Here is a 16,965-nt window from a genome sequence, read left to right on the forward strand (position 1 = left end):
AAAGTAAGATATAGCGAGGAATGCGATATGAAATATATCATCAAAAAGTTTTTTTCAATGATTGTGACTTTGGTGGTGGTTTCGTTTTGCGTATTCCTCGCTTTTAACGTTATTCCGGGTGATCCGGCCCTAAGAAAACTTGGAACAGAAGCTTCGCAGGAGCTGATTGAGCAGACGAGACAACAGATGGGACTTAATGATCCGCTTCTGGTAAGATATGCCAGATGGTTTACCTCTTTTCTTCATGGAGATATGGGAACTTCCTATAACTACAATGTTCCGGTTGCGGGCATGATCATTGATAAGATCCCGATTACTCTGACAATGGCTATTATGTCATTTTTGCTTACGATTTTGGTGTCAATTCCTCTTGGAATCACTACGGCTAAACATGAAAACGGTCTTCTGGACAAGACGATCACCATAACTAATCAGATAATTATGGCGATTCCGCCTTTCTTTTCAGGAATCCTGATCACTTTCATATTTGGAATGATCTTTAAGCTGTTTACTCCGGGAGGATTCGTATCTTATACAGAAAATATGTCTAAATTTATCAGGTATCTGATCTTCCCTTCAGTTGCCATCGCACTTCCTAAGATTGCAATGACAGTTAAGATGCTTAGGTCGAGCCTTCTTGATGAGGCTGAAAAAGATTACACGAGAACGGCCTATAGCAGAGGAAATAATACAAGTGGTGTGCTTTACAGGCATGTACTTAAAAATGCCATGATACCGGTTATCACATTCCTTGGAATGCTTCTTGCAGACATGGTGGCAGGCAGTATCGTTATTGAACAGGTATTTAGCATTCCCGGAATCAGCAGGATTTTGCTGGCGAGTATCAGCAACAGGGATTATCCCGTTGTACAGGCGATCATTATGGGAATTTCAGCCATAGTTATCGTGATAAATCTTTTCGTAGATATAATTTACAGAATAATCGATCCAAGAATTGAGATAGCAGAGTGATGAAGGATTTCTTAAAAAAGCTGAAAAAAAATCCCTACATGATAGCGGGATTAATAATAACAGGGCTAATAGTACTCCTTGTAGTAGTGGGAATATTCTGGATGCCCTATGAACCTACCAAGATGAGTGCAACAGAAAAGCTTCAGGGCATTTCTTTTAAGCACCTTATGGGAACTGATAACATGGGACGTGATGTGTTCAGCAGAGTTATGTATGGAAGCAGGATCACGCTCCTTATAGCTATTGGAACCGTTTTGATAGGTGCAGGTGTGGGAACCATAATAGGCGCACTTACAGGATACTACGGAGGAGCCTTTGATGAAGTTGTAATGAGAGCTATAGATGCTCTTTTTGCCTTCCCAAGTATTCTTTTGGCACTTGTTATTGTCAGTGTATTTGGAACCGGATGGTCACAGCTTCTTTTATCCCTTGGAATTGCCTTTGTACCTAGCTTTGCAAGGATAGTAAGAGGCGAGGTCTTAAGAGTAAAGAGCATGGACTACATAGAGAGTGCCAAGCTTCAGGGAGTGTCAGATATCAGAATGATATTTGTTCACATACTTCCTAATATTAAAAATGTTTTAGCTTCTTCAATCCTTATTGGATTTAACAATGCAGTCCTTGCCGAAGCTGGTCTTAGCTACCTTGGAGTAGGTTCACAGCCTCCTTTTGCAAGCCTTGGTAAAATGCTTTCAGATGCGCAGCAGTACATGTTTACAGTGCCCAGCATATGCTTATGCCCGGGAATTGTAATAGTACTTATGGTTTTAGGATTTTCCTTTTTGGGAGAAGGTATCAGAAGATGGAAATAATACTGGATGTAACAGATCTTCATATAGAATTTCATGATCATGAGCTTCCTGAAACTGTAGTAGAGGACTTTGATCTGATGCTTGGCAAAGGGGAAATTGTGGGCATTGTAGGTGAGTCAGGTTCAGGAAAAAGCATGAGTGCCCTGGCAATTGCAGGTCTTTTGAACAGGCATTCCATGGAAAAAACAGGAAAGATAATGTTTAACGGCGACAATCTTCTTACCTGTAACAGAAATAAGCTAAGGACCTATCAGGGCGATGAGATTTCAATCATTTTCCAGGAGCCGATGACTTCTCTCAATCCGGTTAAAAAAATCGGTTGGCAGGTGGAGGAACCTCTTTTTATCCATCATCCCCAGATAAGTAAGGCTGATAGGAAAAAGAGAGCTATTGCGATGCTTGAATCTGTTGGACTGGAAAATGCAAGCGATGTTTACAATATGTATCCTCATGAACTCTCAGGCGGAATGAGGCAGAGAGTTATGATCGCAGCTGCAATGATAGGCAATCCGCAGATCCTGATTGCTGATGAGCCGACTACAGCGCTGGATGTCACTGTACAGGCTCAGATTGTAGAGCTCCTTAAAAAGCTTAACAGAGAAATGGGAACATCGATTATTTTTATTTCCCATGATCTTAGTCTTGTCAGACAGCTTTGCCAGCGAGTTATTGTTATGCAGAAGGGCGTGATTGTGGAAACAGGAAATACAGAAAATGTATTTAGAAACCCCAGGGACCCATATACTAAAAAGCTCATAGCTGCCATACCTAAAATTGATCTTGGAGATTGAAAGGTCTGCGAATATGGAAGAATCAAAGGTACTTAAGGTAGAGAACCTTAACGTATATTATAAAAACAGAAAAAGAAAGCCTTTTTCAGGGCAGAGGAAGATCCATACTCTCTATGATGTCAGTTTTGAGATGGAAGAGGGTGAGGTTCTTGCTATAGCAGGTGAGAGTGGTTGCGGAAAATCAACTCTTGCAAGGGCGATAGTAGGTATCAATGAGGATTACACCGGCACTTTGTGGCAGAAATATGATGGACCTCAGATGGTGTTTCAGGATCCGTACAGCTCGCTTAATCCGGCCAAGAAGATTGGATGGCTTTTGGAAGAACCGCTAAAGGTAGATAAAAAGCGCAAGTGGACAAGTCAGGAGCGCAAAAAGAGAGTCGAAGAAATTATGGGGGAGATAGAGCTTCCTCTGGAGATGCTTGACAGGTACCCTTCTCAATTGTCAGGGGGACAAAGACAGAGAATATGTATCGGGATAGCACTTATGAGATCGCCGAGGTTATTGATCGCTGATGAGCCTGTATCAGCTCTTGATGTTACGATCCAGGCGCAGATAATGGAACTTCTGCAGAACCTTCACAAGAGGCTTGGAATTTCCATTATATTCATTTCCCACGATCTTAGAGTCGTGTATCAGATAAGTGATCATGTGATGATCATGAAATCAGGAAGAGTCGTGGAATATGGAAAGACCCGCGATGTTTATAAGAATCCTCAGGATGAATATACTGTCCAGCTTCTTAAAGCTGCAGGAATCCGTCAGTAAATGGCAATTTATTTATAAAATATAAAAAGGATTAAATTATTCTTAAATAACGTTCTGACCGCCTAAAATGGTACTTTATTCCCATATAATGGTATTAAGAGATTCAGAAAAGTATCCGATATTCTTTTTGAAAGTGATTGTGGAAATAATTACAGGAAAGGAGGCAGGACGTTATGGCATTAAATAGATTAGGAAATAGCCTTTCAGGTTACAATGCATATAATATCCCGCCAGCCAGTGACAGGAGCGCGCAGATTGCTCCGGTAAAAGAAGCACAGGATACCAGCGTAGAGCTCGGCGAACCTAAACAGCAAGAGAAAAAGATGGATCTTACTGTTGAGGTACCTAAAAGAGATAATGCCTCCATTGAAAATGTTGCTATTTCTTTAGGAGTGTATGATGGCATTTCAGTTGATCTCTTTGGCGGAGACGGAATTGCATCAAATGATATGAAACAGGCAATTTCAGGAATGAAAAAGGATCATATCCTTCACGAGTATCAGTACTTTGTAGGAAACAAGGATATGACCGGCAAGGCTGCCAATGTTATTTCAGGAACAGAGGATGGACTTGTTATTAAACTTAACTGATATATTGGAAGTGTTGAAGCTACCGCTTGCGGTAGCTTTTTTCATGCCCGTCCCTCTGACTTGCCTCTGACCTTCTAACCGTTCCTCTGACTCCCTTGCGTTACAGGTGAATTAAAGGTAAAATTTACTGAATAAGATAAGCGCGCGGGGTGAGAGTTATGAACTACACAGATGGATATACAAGAACATGCGGACTCATTGGTAATCCTGTAAAACATACAATGTCACCGCTGATACATAATTCACTTGCTTCTATGACAGGGATAAACATGGTCTATGTTCCATTTGAGGTAAAGGAAAAAGAGCTTAAGAATGCCATAAAAGGAGCTGTGGCTCTTGATATTCAGGGCATGAATGTCACTATACCTTATAAGACGGATGTTATTCCATTTCTTGAAGATGTTGATCCGCTTGCAAAGGCTATAGGAGCTGTTAATACGCTGGTAAGAACGGAGAATGGCGGCTTCAAGGGATATAACACAGACATGACAGGTCTTTATCATGCAATGCAGGATGAAGGAATAGAGCTAAAGGATCAGACAGTGGTTATTCTTGGCGCCGGTGGTGTAGCCAGACCTACAGCTTTTTTGTGTGCCAATAAAGGGGCAAAAAAGGTATATATATTAAACAGAACCTTTGAAAAGGCTGTCAATGTGGCAGATGAAGTAAACCTTGCACTTGAGCTTACTGATAGCGATGAGAAGGTAGTACCTATGCTTCTTGGAGACTACCGAAAGGTTTTGGAAATAGAAGATAGCTTTATTGCTATCCAGTGTACTTCAGTAGGTCTTTTCCCGGATGTTAACAGCGCTGTAATAGAGGATGAAGAGTTTTATAAAAAAGTATCTTCCGCAATGGATCTTGTGTACAGACCCCTTCAGACAAAGTTCTTGAAGCTTGCAAAAGAGGCGGGAGCCAAGACATTTTCAGGTCTTAAAATGCTTCTTTATCAGGGAATTGATGCCTATGAGCTCTGGAATGAGGACAAGGGCATTAAGATAACAAAAGATCAGGCGGATGAGATCTACAGATCTATGATGCTTGAAGTTGTGGGAGCTTCCAACATTGTGCTTGAAGGCTTTATGGGAAGCGGAAAGAGCACTGTTTCCGAGCTTTTGTCCGAAGAACTGATGCTTGAGCTTATTGATACAGATGAAGTCATTGAAGACACTGAAGGAAGAACTATAAATGAGATCTTTGAGACAGAAGGTGAGGCTTCCTTTAGAGAAATGGAGACAGATCTTTTGGAGGCTATAGATTCTGATCACTGGAGAGAGTTTGTTATCTCCCTGGGAGGCGGAATGCCTGTAAAAGAGGAAAACAGAGAGCTTTTAAGAAAAATTGGAAAGGTTGTATACTTAAGGGCAAAGCCTGAAACAATTTTTGAGAGAGTAAAAGATGATGATAAAAGACCTCTTTTAAAAACTGAGGATCCGCTGGCAAAAATCGAGGAACTTTTAGAAAAGCGGGCAGCATTCTATGAAGATGTGGCTGATATGATAATTGATACAGATAGTAAGAGTCCTTTAGAGATTACAAAAGAGATAATAGATAAACTGGGTTTATAAGGAATGAACAAAAGAAATTATTCAAAAGAGCTTGAAGGAAAAATAGAGGATTTTCAGAAAAACGGTGAATATCCCAAGCTCTTATTACATGCCTGTTGTGCGCCGTGTTCTTCATATTGCCTCGAGTATTTAAGGGAGTATTTTGACATAACTGTTTTTTTCTACAATCCCAATATTACTTCTGAAAATGAGTACTCAAAGCGAGTTATTGAGGAAAAGAGGCTTATAGCCGAATACAACAGACAGGTTGAGGAAAAAGACTTCGATGGGATGAACTCTGATGAGAAAGCCAGAAAGATTGAGATTTTGGAAGGCTTTTATGACCCCAAAGAGTTTTTTGAAGTTACAAAAGGTATGGAGCATTTAAAAGAGGGCGGCGAAAGGTGCAGAAAGTGCTTTGAACTGCGACTTGATGAAACAGCGAGAGTGGCAAAGGAAAAAGGCTTTGATTATTTTACTACTACACTTACAATCAGTCCTTTGAAAAATGCGGAAGTTTTGAATGAAGTGGGAGAAAATGCGGCACAAAAGGCCGGAAGCAGATTTTTACCATCGGATTTTAAAAAGAAAAATGGATACAAGCGTTCAATTGAGCTATCACATAAATTTGATCTGTACAGACAGGATTTTTGTGGATGCAGTTATTCAAAGGCTCAGAGGGAGCAGGAAAAACGTGAAAGAGATGGGGAGTAATGGATACAGGAATTAATGATAATGCCTTGCCGGATTCACTGGTGCTTCATGATCCGATAACGGGTGAACCTATTCAAAAACAATATGATGAGAACAGTATTGTTCTGGATCCTTTGACTGAAAAGCAGATTGCTGATCAGGAACATATGCTTGAAATGCAGCGCCTTATGGCACAGCAGAAAACGGCGGGATATACGGGATATAACATTGCGACTCCCAACATGGCTGGTGGCGTGGATCCTTCATTGGATAAAAATAAGGAAACTAGCCGCACACTGTGCTTTTTATCTCTTGCCGGGTTATTGATTTCACATTTCTGGGTATATTTTTATTTTTTTATTATTCAGAACTTGTCACCGGCTTGGATTTTGGGAGTTCCTGCGCTGGGGGCTATATGCGGAATAGCAGGATTTATACTTATGATCGTGGCAAGGGTAAAAAGTCCCAAATATGTTTTTTCCAAAGTTGTTATGTGGATATACATCGTTCTGATCTCATTAAGAGTTTTAGGGGTATTACTTATTTGGTATATCTTTATGATAATGTAGACAGCTAATTTGCCATTGATAGAACAGCTTTATTCTGTTAAAATTCATTAGTCTGATTTTAAATTATGATTATTTTTTTATTATAGAAAGAAGGGTAAGTTTTGGAAAAAGTACTTGAACTCATATCAAAAGAGGTTTCTGATGCTTTTGAAGCAGCAGGATATGACAGGGAACTTGGAAAGGTAACTATATCCAACAGACCTGATCTGTGCGAATACCAGTGTAATGGTGCAATGGCCGGTGCCAAAAAGTATGGCAAGGCTCCTTTTATGATCTCTGATGCTGTAGCCGAAAAGCTCCAGGGAAATGAAATGTTTGAAAAAGTAGAGTCTGTTAAACCGGGCTTTCTTAACATCACTGTAAGCGGAGATTTTGTAAGAGGCTACATTGTAAGAATGCTCCATGAGAAGCACATGGGAGTAACTCTTCCGGGACATGAGCCTACATTTATGCTTGATTACGGCGGACCAAACGTTGCAAAGCCTCTTCATGTAGGACACCTTCGTTCAGCAGTTATAGGTGAGAGTATAAAGAGAATCTTGAAATACAACGGTTACAAGGTAATAGGCGATATTCATCTTGGTGACTGGGGACTTCAGATGGGACTTGTTATCACAGGCCTCAAAGAGAGAAAACCTGACCTTTGCTATTTTGATCCTGATTATGAAGGTGCATATCCTAAGGAAGCTCCTTTCACTGTCAGTGAACTTGAAGAGATATATCCTGCAGCCAGCAAGAAGTCAAAAGAGGATGAGGCATTTAAGGCCGCAGCTATGGAGGCCACAAAGCTTTTACAGGATGGCTACAAGCCATACAGAGCTCTTTGGCACCATATTTTGAACGTATCTGTTGCCGATCTTAAACAGAACTATAAAAAACTTAATGTAAACTTTGATCTCTGGAGAGGTGAGTCTGACGTTCATGACGTTATACCGGGAATGGTAGACTACATGAAGCAGCACAAGTATGCATACCTCAGTCAGGGAGCGCTGGTTGTTGATGTTGCAAAAGAGACTGATACAAAAGAGGTTCCTCCATGCATGATCCTTAAGTCTGATGGAGCTTCTCTTTACAATACAACTGATCTTGCTACTATCAAGCAGCGTATGGAAGAGTTCCATCCACAGGGACTTATCTATGTGGTTGATAAAAGGCAGGAGCTTTATTTTGAGCAGGTATTCCGCTGCGCAAGAAAGACAAAACTCGTTATGCCTGAGACAGAGCTTCATTTTGTAGGCTTTGGTACAATGAATGGAAGCGATGGCAAGCCATTTAAGACAAGAGATGGCGGAGTTATGCGTCTTGAAAATCTCATAGCTGAGATTGATGAGAAGATGTACACAAGAATCAAGGAAGGAAACCTGGATATTTCTGATGAAGAAGCTCGTGATACAGCTCACAAGGTTGCTCTTTCAGCAATCAAGTATGGCGATCTTTCTAACCAGCCATCCAAGGATTATATCTTCGATGTTGAGAAGTTTACTTCATTTGAGGGAGATACAGGCCCTTATATCCTTTACACTATCGTTCGTATCAAGTCTATTCTTAAAAAGTACGAGGCAGAAGGAAAGAGTGCTAAGGAAGCTAAGCTTGATAAGCCTGACAGCGATGATATGAAGAACCTTATGCTTCAGCTTACAAGATTTGCAGATGCAGCAGAAAGCGCTGCAAGAGACCTTGCTCCAAATAGGATCTGTGCATATATTTATGACCTTTCAAATGCATTTAACAGTTTCTATCATGGAACAAAGATCCTTGCTGAAACAGATGAGAACAAGAAGGAAAGCTACATTGCACTCCTTGTTATCACTCTTAAGGTCCTCGAAACAGGTATCGATCTTTTAGGATTTGACGCACCTGAGCGCATGTAATAATAGAGGAATAGTATGAATAATAACCATATGTTCAGCAACAGAAAGCTTCTTCTGTTGCTGATTCCTATTATAGCTGAACAATTCTTAAACTCCCTTATGGGAATGGCTGATTCCATGATGGTTAGTAACGTTGGAGCAGCAGCTCTTTCGGGAGTTTCACTTGTAGACTCCATCAATAACCTTGTGGTGCAAGCTTTTAATGCCATGGCTACAGGCGGCGTCATTATCTGCTCCACATATATTGGACAGAAGGATATAAAAAGAGCTTCAGAAGCTGCAAGGCAGGTTATCTTAGTATCTACATTTATTTCAGTTCTTTTGATGATCTTTGGCCTTATCTTCAGAATGCCATTGTTAAAACTCGTATTTGGAACTGTTGAAGCTGATGTAATGGAAGCGGCAGGTGTTTATTTCTTCCTTACAATTCTGTCTTACCCCGGAGTTGCGTTGGCAGCTGCTGGTAGTGCGATATTCAGGGCACAGGCCAATACAAGACTTCCAATGAATGTAGCTATAGTATCCAACATTCTTAATGTAACAGGTAATGCCATTTTGATCTGGGGCTTTGGACTTGGTGTATATGGCGCAGCTCTTGCTACTATGTTGTCCAGAATCTTTTCAGCGGTAGTTCTTTTGATATTTCTAAGGAATAAAGACCTGGAGATCAGCATAAGAGATTATCTGTCGATCAGGCCTGATAAAGACAAGATTCACAGAGTTCTTGCCATGGGTATTCCTAATGGTATAGAGAATTCTATGTTCCAGTTTGGTAAGCTGGCGATCCAGTCTTCTGTATCTATTTTGGGAACAACAGCTATTGCAGCTCAGTCTATGACCAATATTTTTGAGAATGTAAATGGTGTTGCTGGAATAGGCGTAGGAATAGGACTTATGACGATAGTTGGCCAGTGTCTTGGTGCAGGCAGGAAAGATGAGGCTGTTTACTATACCAAGAAGATGATCCTTTGGGGTTACATAGCTATTTTGAGTAGCTGTCTTTTTGCTTATGCGATCGCAAGACCAGTGACTTACCTTGCGGGAATGACCCCTGAAAGCGCGAGCCTGTGTATATACATGCTTGGATGGATCACGATCGCTAAGCCTATTTTGTGGTCACCATCATTTGTTATCCCATATGCTTTAAGAGCTGCGGGAGATGTTAAGTTTTCGATGATAGTAGCAACACTTACCATGTGGCTTTGCAGAGTTACACTTGCTACATTCCTTATCAGAGTTGTGGGAGTTGGTGCTATTGGCGTGTGGATTGGAATGTTTGCTGACTGGGCTATAAGAGGTGTTATTTTTACCATAAGATTCAGGCGTGGAAACTGGATCCACAAGGTTGTTGCGTGATCCAATAATTTTGTATTCGAGATTTTATACAATTTTAATTCAATTTGATAATGAATAGAAATATAATTAAGATAGTCACTTTTTCGATAGCATTTTTAGGTAAAACCGCATGAAAAGAAGGAACTATCTTTTTTATTTAAGGTATATATTAGCTGCAATGGGAGTGGTTTGTCTTATTGCAGCTTTTGGCATGCTCGGACAACATATGCAGCAAAGTGCATTCAGTCGTCTGCCGCAGATTCCTTCAGAAGTAAAGCATAAGGTGTTAGTTCTAAGCTCCTACGAACCTACGTATTTTACATTTGAAGATCAGGAAATAGGCCTTAAAGAGGGATTATATCCCAATGGAATAGAATTTGACACGGTTTATATGAATACAAAGAAATTTGGTACCGAGGAAGATATTGAGACCTTCCATGATTACTTCAAGGATAGGTTCCTCAGGGATAAAACATATGAGGGTGTTCTTGTAGGTGATGATGATGCCCTTAGGTTTGCGCTTAGGTATCAAAAGGAACTCTTTGACGGAATGCCTCTGGTGTTTTATGGAATAAATGATTTGCAATTTGCTGAGGAAGCAAGTCGCAATCCTATGGTAGCAGGTTTTTTTGAAAAAGACTATCTGCAGGAGACTATGGAAACTGCAGTGGAAAGCCTGCCTGACAGAAAAAATCTCGTCGCTCTTCATGATGAATCTGCGGCGGGAATAGCAGATATGAATATATTTTATTCATTAGCTGATAAGTATCCTGATTATACTTTTATAGATATAGACAGTTCCACACTTTCCCAGGAGGAGCTCATACGAAGTCTCCAGAATCTGCCTAAAAACTCAATATTGTTTTATATGACTTGTTATAATGACAAGTACGGAACCAGTTATTCTATGCTCAACAGAACAAGAACTATTGTCAACAATGTGACTGTTCCTATATTTAGAAATTATTCCGGAGGAAGAGACGCGGGAGTTTTGGGTGGAACCTTTATGGATTTCAGGGTTCAGACTCATAATGCTGCGCAGATCATGTGTGATGTTTTAAATCATGATGTAGAGATTTCGGAGTATAGTTTGATCCTGGATACTCCAAGCATGACTGAATACAATTATCCTCTTGTAATGGAGTATGGAATCCCTATAGATAATCTGCCAAAAGACACTATATATATAGACAGACCTAAGACTTTTTTTGATAACTATAGTGAAATACTTCCGGTAGCATTGCTGATGATCTCATCAATGGTACTATTTATCGCTGCAATGTATGCGGCTCTTAAAAATGAGAAAAAAGTAAATAAGGCGCTTAGAGATTCAAAAGAGGAAATAGAAAATTCTCGTTACAAATTGCAATATCAGGCCCAGCACGACGAGTTCCTTGATGTATTTAACAGGCGAGCTATGGTTGAGTACCTCAATGACAATGTGACAATGAATCAGGTCTATTCGATAATAATGCTCGATATAGATGGCTTTAAAGATGTTAATGAAAATTATGGACATGAAGCAGGAGACAAAATTCTTAAAACTATAGCTGATCATCTGCAGAGTTTTTGTCACTCCAACGGAATGACTCTGGGAAGGTATGGCGGTGATGAATTTTTGATCTATTGTCCTTCAGAAAGGCTTGATGAGAATTCTAAGAAGATATGTGATCTGAAAAAGCTCTTTTCACAGTCTTTTACCTCAAACGGGATAAATATTGTTCTTTCAGCCAGCATGGGTATTTCCAATTCGGATGGCCTTTCATATCCCGAGCAGCATATTATAAATGCTGAGATTGCAATGTATGAAGCAAAAGAACGCGGAAGAGGCATGATATTCGTATATGCTGACGTGATGAAAGATAAGGTAAACAACGAGGAAAAAATAAAGACGCAGTTTATAAAGGCCATGGAAAAAGACGGCTTTTATATGAAATATCAGCCAAAGGTTTCAGCTGAAGCGAAGGAGCTTGTGGGCTTTGAAGCGCTCATCAGAATGAAAGATGGATTATATGAACCAAATCTTTTTATCCCTGTGGTTGAAAAGAGCGGGTGGATCACAAGACTTGGCAGACATGTCACGCTTATGGTAGTTAAACAGTTATCTGAATGGATGGCACAGGGGAAAAAGATATATCCTGTATCAATTAACTTCTCAAGTAAGCAGATACATGATATTGGATATGTTTCTTTCTTAAAAGAACTATTGGATATCTATGATGTAGATCCAAAGTACCTTCAGATCGAGTTTACCGAGAGTCTTCTTTTGGAAAACTCAATACAGACTGACGACCTGTTCGAAGGTCTGAAGAGACTGGGAATTAAAACTCTTCTCGATGATTTCGGAACCGGCTATTCATCACTTGCTTATCTTATCTATGTCCCTGTAGATGACATAAAGCTTGATAAATCATTGGTAGACGCTTATTTGATTGATGGCAAGGATAGCTTTATTGAGGATGTTATAAAGCTTGTTCACGATATGGGCAAGACTATAACCATAGAGGGAGTGGAGTATGAGTGGCAGTATGAGAAGCTTCGCAATTATGGAGCTGATACTATACAAGGGTATTATTTCAGTAAGCCACTTGATCCGAATGAGGCAATTTCTTTTGAAGTAAAGAAATAGAAATGGGAGAAAAACGCGCATTTATGCCTTATTCATGGTATAATAAAGTTTACAATAATTTTTTTTTACGAGGAGCTAGTATGTCTTTTGTTGTATTTACGGATGGGTCGGCAAACCTTCCGGGGAAAATGTCTGAGGGGATAACTATATTGCCGTGTAGTTATATGTTAAACGGAACTGAGGTTGTGTATGAGGGAGATGTTGAGGAATTTGATGCTCATTCTTTTTATGAGGGACTTAAGAATGGCGATAAAGTGAAAACATCGCTTTTAAATACACATCTTTTTTTGGAACATTTCAGACCTGTACTGGAGAATGGACAGGATATTGTATATATAGCTATGGCAGCAGGTATAAGCGGAACTTACAATGCTGCTATTAATGCCGCTGATGAACTTATGGAAGAATTTCCTGACAGATTTATCCATATAGTTGATTCGAAGGGCTGCGGATTTGGAAGCGGTATTTTAGCAATTAAGGCTGCGAAGCTTTCAAAAGAGGGCAAGAGCTGCAAAGAGGCAGCGCAGATTCTGGATGATGCTGTGCCTCATGCATGCCAGTACTTTACAGTTGATGATCTTAATTTCCTAAAGAATACAGGACGAGTAAGCGGAGTAACTGCAAGTATCGGGACAATCCTTAATATTAAACCGATTCTTTTTGGCGACAGCACAGGTCACATTATTTCCTGCAGCAAAGTAAGAGGCAGGAAAAATGCTATAAGTGCTATAGCTGCTAAGTACTCTGAAAAGAGGATGGAAACTGAAGACAACATCGTGTGCATTTCTCACGGCGATTGCTACGATGATGCAGTTAAGCTTTCTGAGATGGTAAAAGAGATAAATCCAAAGGCTGAGATCACGATCTGTCAGCATGAACCTTTTTCAGGAGCCCATGTGGGACCTGGAATGCTTGGACTTTTTTTCTGGGGGAAAGAAAGATAAAATAATCCTTGTTGATCATGTATGTATTATCTATGAGGGGATTTGCTTATATGATTCTTATGTTGATGAAAATGTCAGGAATAACGGCACTTTATGTTGCGCTGACGGTGTTCCTGTGGAAACTTCTAAAGGACAGGAGACAGACTTTTATCATAAAGCTGTCTCTTGGACTTATCTATGGTATGTGTTCTGTACTATCTACGCATTGCGCTGTGGATTATGGAGACATGCTTCTTAATCTCAGAGATGTCGCTCCACTTGCAGCGGGACTTTTTTTTAACCCTGCTTCAGGTATCATTGCAGGTCTTATCGGCGGAATAGAAAGATATATTGCCGGAACATATTTCGGTGTTGGCTCATACACCCGAATAGCCTGTAGCGTATCTACCTGCCTTGCCGGTTTTGTTGCCTGGCTTATGCATTCAAAAGTATTTGAAGGAAAAAAGCCTTCTCCTGTATATGCTCTGTTCATGGGCGCTGTTATGGAAGTTTTCCATATGTACGTGGTTTTCATAACTCACAGAGATGATATGAGAATGGCATTTCATGTAGTAAGCCTCTGTGCCGGGCCAATGATAGTATTCTCTGGAATATCCCTTTCACTTATGTCAATTATTCTTCAGATTCGATCCGGTGAATGGAAGAATCCTCTTAAGGATATGACAGGAGAGAAAGTATCTGTTTCCCAGAGATTTCAGCGCTGGCTCTTTTTGATAACCACAATTGTTATTGCCGGCAATTTTGCCTTTTCTTACATTATCCAGACTCAGTCTGCTTCTCAAAATGGCAGAAATAGCATAATAGAGACTTCTCAGAGCGTAAAGAACAGATATCTTGAAGTATCAAAAAGACTTACCGCTGAAGGAAATGAATTCTTTGAAATCATAGATGCAGACGGCGATATCATTGCCGGAAAGCATAAAGAAGGTAAGCTTAGCGAAGACGTTCTTAATGCTCTTTTAGAAAAAAAGGATGCGGAACTCTTTGAAGGACAGTTCTTTGAAGAGATGTCACTTAATAAGGTTGACGGCATTGGCGTTGATATGCTTCTTTTGACATATATACCTTACAGTGAGCTCTATTGGTACAGAAATGCCCAGGCCTACGAAGCTGCCCTTGCAGATATTCTTTTGTTTACTGTTATCTATGTACTGATCGCATTTTTGGTAAAGCAGATAGTTATCAGCAATATCGATCTTATCAATGCTTCCCTTGATAAGATAACAAATGGCGATCTTGATGAAGTTGTTCAGGTAAGAAACTCATCAGAGTTTGCTTCACTTTCAGACGATATCAATCAGACAGTTGAAACCCTGAAAGGATACATAGATGCTGCGGAAAAGAGGATAGAACAGGAGCTTATCTTTGCGAGAACTATACAGGAATCATCTTTGCCAAGAAACTTCCAGTTCGCTACTATGAAGGATAATATCGAGATATTTGCTTCCATGAAGGCGGCAAAAGAGGTCGGTGGTGACTTCTATGATTTCTTTTTTGCCGGTCCCGGGAAAATTGCTTTTGTAATTGCTGATGTTTCAGGAAAAGGAATCCCTGCGGCTTTGTTTATGATGAGAAGTAAGACAGCCATCAGAAGCTTTGCGGAGCTTGGCAAGAGCCCTGCTGAGATTATTTTTAAGACCAACAATACACTTTGTGATGGAAATGATGCAGAGATGTTTGTAACTGTGTGGATCGGAATTTTGGATGTGGCTACAGGTGTTATGAAGTGCGCCAACGCCGGTCATGAGTATCCTCTTATCAAACACGCCGGTGGCGATTATGAGCTGTTTAAGGATAAACACAGCCTGGCTCTTGCAGCAATGGAGAACCTGCAGGCAAGGGAATATGAGATAACACTGGTGCCCGGAGATAAGGTATTTGTTTATACGGACGGTATTCCTGAGGCAATCAATGAAGATATTGTCCAGTATGGCACTGACAGGCTTCTTACTACTATCAATTCGGTAAAAGACAAACCGTTTACAGAAGTTTTACCGGCAATTTCTCAGGATATTGCAAACTTTAGAGGAAAAGCTGAGCAATTTGATGATATTACAATGCTTGGTTTTGAGTTAAAGAGTTTGCGTGATCACTAGATATAGTATTTTTACTTAATAAACATAATTAAATATTTACTTTATTTTATAGATTCTTAATCGTTTTCGTACGAAATCCTGTCTATACTAAATATAGATTTTTTGCTTTTCTTGATTTTAGTTCGTATAAACTATTGGAACTAAAAAATGGAAGAGAATGGGAGATTAGTATGAAAAAGATTGTTCGAATGAGGAAAATTAACGATATAACTTTAGCATTTATGATGCTTGGTCTTGCAGAACTGATATTTGGAATGGCTATGGTTGTATCAAGTGCTCTTAGCTTTAGCAGTGAGCTATTCATAACAAATATTATGATAGATGCTTTTATTCACGGAAGTGCTCTTGCTTTAAATGGAAGCCTGCTCGTGTTCCTATGCATTATGTCGACTCTCTCTGCAGTAAGCAGAGTTAAAGTGAATATTCTTTTTTCATTATCATCATTATCTATAGCTATAGTTGTGATTGGGATGATTAGAGAGCTTTGCGTTGGAGAACAGGGCTTTGCCCTTGCGTTTTCGGCGATAGAGCTTTTGATCTGTGGAAGTGTTCAGTTTGTACTTTTCACGACAAAACGTTATCTTGGAAGAAAATCAAACACAGAGAGTTATACATGGTCAAATGAAATGGTACTTAAGAAGGTGGGATGATCAAAAAGCGAAATGCAAATGTAGCATTTCGCTTACGTCAAAATACTATCCCTTTATGTGTGCGTAAGTATTATTACAAGCAAAAGAATTCAAATTTTGTATGGTTGTAAGTGAATCGGTTGCGTACGCCACCCTTGACTGAACCTGATGAAAACGCCGTCTCTACCTTACCGACGGTGAGGATGATGGGAACAGTAGATTTTCACTCACCATCGGACACAGCATTGTAGCGTTTCCATCAGAACCAGTAAAGGGCAAGCACCTGCGGTGTGGCTTTTTTTTCTGCCTCAGGCTCTGAATCCAGAAACAGTAGGGCGGCTACTTTTCTACCTACGGGCAATTTTTTAATTATCCGACCTTTTACCCGTGTTTTATTAGTGCCCATGGGCAATATTTGATTTTCTCTGACTTTTACCCGGGGTATCAAATAATCATTGGGTAAATCTATCATTATTTTCATATTTGCCCAAGCTTGTCCAATAATTCTCGGGTAAAAATCCTCTCTTTATTTTCTTTACCCAAATCATTCACTAACCCATGGGTAAAAACCTGCATTTTGTTCTTTTTGCCCGCAAAGCTCTTGAAAAATGAACATATCTTATATATATATGTATTTTTGGTTCTGTACCTTTTTTATATGAAAAATCCTTTACAACAGGAGAATAATCTGTTATTAATGAAAATTAGCTATAGCTAA

The 16,965-nt window shown here is 39.8% G+C and carries 15 protein-coding genes; 14 read left to right on the plus strand and 1 reads right to left on the minus strand.

The window, feature by feature from the left end; all coding sequences use genetic code 11:
* The first annotated feature begins 27 nt into the window (after window positions 1–27).
* The 14 genes from E7303_RS06510 (at window position 28) to E7303_RS06575 (ending at window position 16,268) form a co-directional block, all read left to right on the plus strand.
* Window positions 28–972, plus strand: coding sequence for an ABC transporter permease (locus tag E7303_RS06510; RefSeq protein WP_292144394.1), 945 nt, complete (start codon window positions 28–30; stop codon window positions 970–972).
* Window positions 972–1,784: an ABC transporter permease gene (locus E7303_RS06515; protein WP_292144395.1), complete on the plus strand. Its 813-nt coding sequence runs from the start codon at window positions 972–974 to the stop codon at window positions 1,782–1,784. The genes E7303_RS06510 and E7303_RS06515 overlap by 1 nt, the downstream gene beginning before the upstream one ends.
* Complete coding sequence (locus E7303_RS06520) at window positions 1,775–2,575, plus strand: ABC transporter ATP-binding protein (protein ID WP_292144396.1); 801 nt, start codon at window positions 1,775–1,777, stop codon at window positions 2,573–2,575. Before E7303_RS06515 ends, E7303_RS06520 begins: the two co-directional genes overlap by 10 nt.
* Window positions 2,576–2,588: 13 nt before the next feature.
* Window positions 2,589–3,344: an ABC transporter ATP-binding protein gene (locus E7303_RS06525; protein ID WP_292144397.1), complete on the plus strand. Its 756-nt coding sequence runs from the start codon at window positions 2,589–2,591 to the stop codon at window positions 3,342–3,344.
* Between the two features lie 173 nt (window positions 3,345–3,517).
* Window positions 3,518–3,934 carry a hypothetical protein gene (locus tag E7303_RS06530; RefSeq protein ID WP_292144398.1) on the plus strand — a complete coding sequence of 139 codons (417 nt, stop codon included), beginning with the start codon at window positions 3,518–3,520 and terminating at the stop codon, window positions 3,932–3,934.
* A 158-nt stretch (window positions 3,935–4,092) separates the two neighbouring features.
* Window positions 4,093–5,502, plus strand: coding sequence for a shikimate dehydrogenase (gene aroE / locus E7303_RS06535; protein ID WP_292144399.1), 1,410 nt, complete (start codon window positions 4,093–4,095; stop codon window positions 5,500–5,502).
* A gap of 3 nt (window positions 5,503–5,505) precedes the next feature.
* Entirely contained in the window at window positions 5,506–6,195 is a 690-nt protein-coding gene (locus E7303_RS06540; RefSeq protein ID WP_292144400.1) for an epoxyqueuosine reductase QueH, read from the plus strand.
* The gene (locus E7303_RS06545; RefSeq protein ID WP_292144401.1) at window positions 6,195–6,743 is read left to right on the plus strand and encodes a hypothetical protein; all 549 of its coding nucleotides are present in this window, start codon (window positions 6,195–6,197) and stop codon (window positions 6,741–6,743) included. The genes E7303_RS06540 and E7303_RS06545 overlap by 1 nt, the downstream gene beginning before the upstream one ends.
* A gap of 101 nt (window positions 6,744–6,844) precedes the next feature.
* A complete protein-coding gene (gene argS / locus E7303_RS06550) occupies window positions 6,845–8,614 on the plus strand; it encodes an arginine--tRNA ligase (RefSeq protein ID WP_292144402.1) in 1,770 nt (589 codons plus the stop codon).
* 15 nt (window positions 8,615–8,629) lie between these two features.
* A complete protein-coding gene (locus E7303_RS06555) occupies window positions 8,630–9,970 on the plus strand; it encodes an MATE family efflux transporter (RefSeq protein ID WP_292144403.1) in 1,341 nt (446 codons plus the stop codon).
* A gap of 109 nt (window positions 9,971–10,079) precedes the next feature.
* Complete coding sequence (locus tag E7303_RS06560; protein ID WP_292144404.1) at window positions 10,080–12,578, plus strand: bifunctional diguanylate cyclase/phosphodiesterase; 2,499 nt, start codon at window positions 10,080–10,082, stop codon at window positions 12,576–12,578.
* Window positions 12,579–12,658: 80 nt separating this feature from the next.
* The gene (locus E7303_RS06565) at window positions 12,659–13,522 is read left to right on the plus strand and encodes a DegV family protein (RefSeq protein WP_292144405.1); all 864 of its coding nucleotides are present in this window, start codon (window positions 12,659–12,661) and stop codon (window positions 13,520–13,522) included.
* A 50-nt stretch (window positions 13,523–13,572) separates the two neighbouring features.
* The gene (locus E7303_RS06570) at window positions 13,573–15,618 is read left to right on the plus strand and encodes a SpoIIE family protein phosphatase (RefSeq protein WP_292144406.1); all 2,046 of its coding nucleotides are present in this window, start codon (window positions 13,573–13,575) and stop codon (window positions 15,616–15,618) included.
* Between the two features lie 170 nt (window positions 15,619–15,788).
* Complete coding sequence (locus tag E7303_RS06575) at window positions 15,789–16,268, plus strand: hypothetical protein (protein ID WP_292144407.1); 480 nt, start codon at window positions 15,789–15,791, stop codon at window positions 16,266–16,268.
* 238 nt (window positions 16,269–16,506) lie between these two features.
* Here E7303_RS06575 and E7303_RS06580 read toward each other — a convergent pair whose 3' ends face one another.
* Complete coding sequence (locus tag E7303_RS06580) at window positions 16,507–16,728, minus strand: hypothetical protein (RefSeq protein ID WP_292144409.1); 222 nt, start codon at window positions 16,726–16,728, stop codon at window positions 16,507–16,509.
* Window positions 16,729–16,965: the final 237 nt, after the last annotated feature.

It is taken from the genome of Butyrivibrio sp. (assembly GCF_015056685.1).
Taxonomy (GTDB): domain Bacteria; phylum Bacillota; class Clostridia; order Lachnospirales; family Lachnospiraceae; genus Butyrivibrio.

What these genes read in the sequence shown, in the direction of transcription:
- E7303_RS06510 (WP_292144394.1), top strand. Translation starts at nt 28, where the DNA reads ATGAAATATATCATCAAAAAGTTTTTTTCAATGATTGTGACTTTGGTG.
- E7303_RS06515 (WP_292144395.1), top strand. Translation starts at nt 972, where the DNA reads ATGAAGGATTTCTTAAAAAAGCTGAAAAAAAATCCCTACATGATAGCG.
- E7303_RS06520 (WP_292144396.1), top strand. Translation starts at nt 1,775, where the DNA reads ATGGAAATAATACTGGATGTAACAGATCTTCATATAGAATTTCATGAT.
- E7303_RS06525 (WP_292144397.1), top strand. Translation starts at nt 2,589, where the DNA reads ATGGAAGAATCAAAGGTACTTAAGGTAGAGAACCTTAACGTATATTAT.
- E7303_RS06530 (WP_292144398.1), top strand. Translation starts at nt 3,518, where the DNA reads ATGGCATTAAATAGATTAGGAAATAGCCTTTCAGGTTACAATGCATAT.
- aroE (WP_292144399.1), top strand. Translation starts at nt 4,093, where the DNA reads ATGAACTACACAGATGGATATACAAGAACATGCGGACTCATTGGTAAT.
- E7303_RS06540 (WP_292144400.1), top strand. Translation starts at nt 5,506, where the DNA reads ATGAACAAAAGAAATTATTCAAAAGAGCTTGAAGGAAAAATAGAGGAT.
- E7303_RS06545 (WP_292144401.1), top strand. Translation starts at nt 6,195, where the DNA reads ATGGATACAGGAATTAATGATAATGCCTTGCCGGATTCACTGGTGCTT.
- E7303_RS06555 (WP_292144403.1), top strand. Translation starts at nt 8,630, where the DNA reads ATGAATAATAACCATATGTTCAGCAACAGAAAGCTTCTTCTGTTGCTG.
- E7303_RS06560 (WP_292144404.1), top strand. Translation starts at nt 10,080, where the DNA reads ATGAAAAGAAGGAACTATCTTTTTTATTTAAGGTATATATTAGCTGCA.
- E7303_RS06565 (WP_292144405.1), top strand. Translation starts at nt 12,659, where the DNA reads ATGTCTTTTGTTGTATTTACGGATGGGTCGGCAAACCTTCCGGGGAAA.
- E7303_RS06570 (WP_292144406.1), top strand. Translation starts at nt 13,573, where the DNA reads ATGATTCTTATGTTGATGAAAATGTCAGGAATAACGGCACTTTATGTT.
- E7303_RS06575 (WP_292144407.1), top strand. Translation starts at nt 15,789, where the DNA reads ATGAAAAAGATTGTTCGAATGAGGAAAATTAACGATATAACTTTAGCA.
- E7303_RS06580 (WP_292144409.1), bottom strand. Translation starts at nt 16,728, where the DNA reads ATGAAAATAATGATAGATTTACCCAATGATTATTTGATACCCCGGGTA.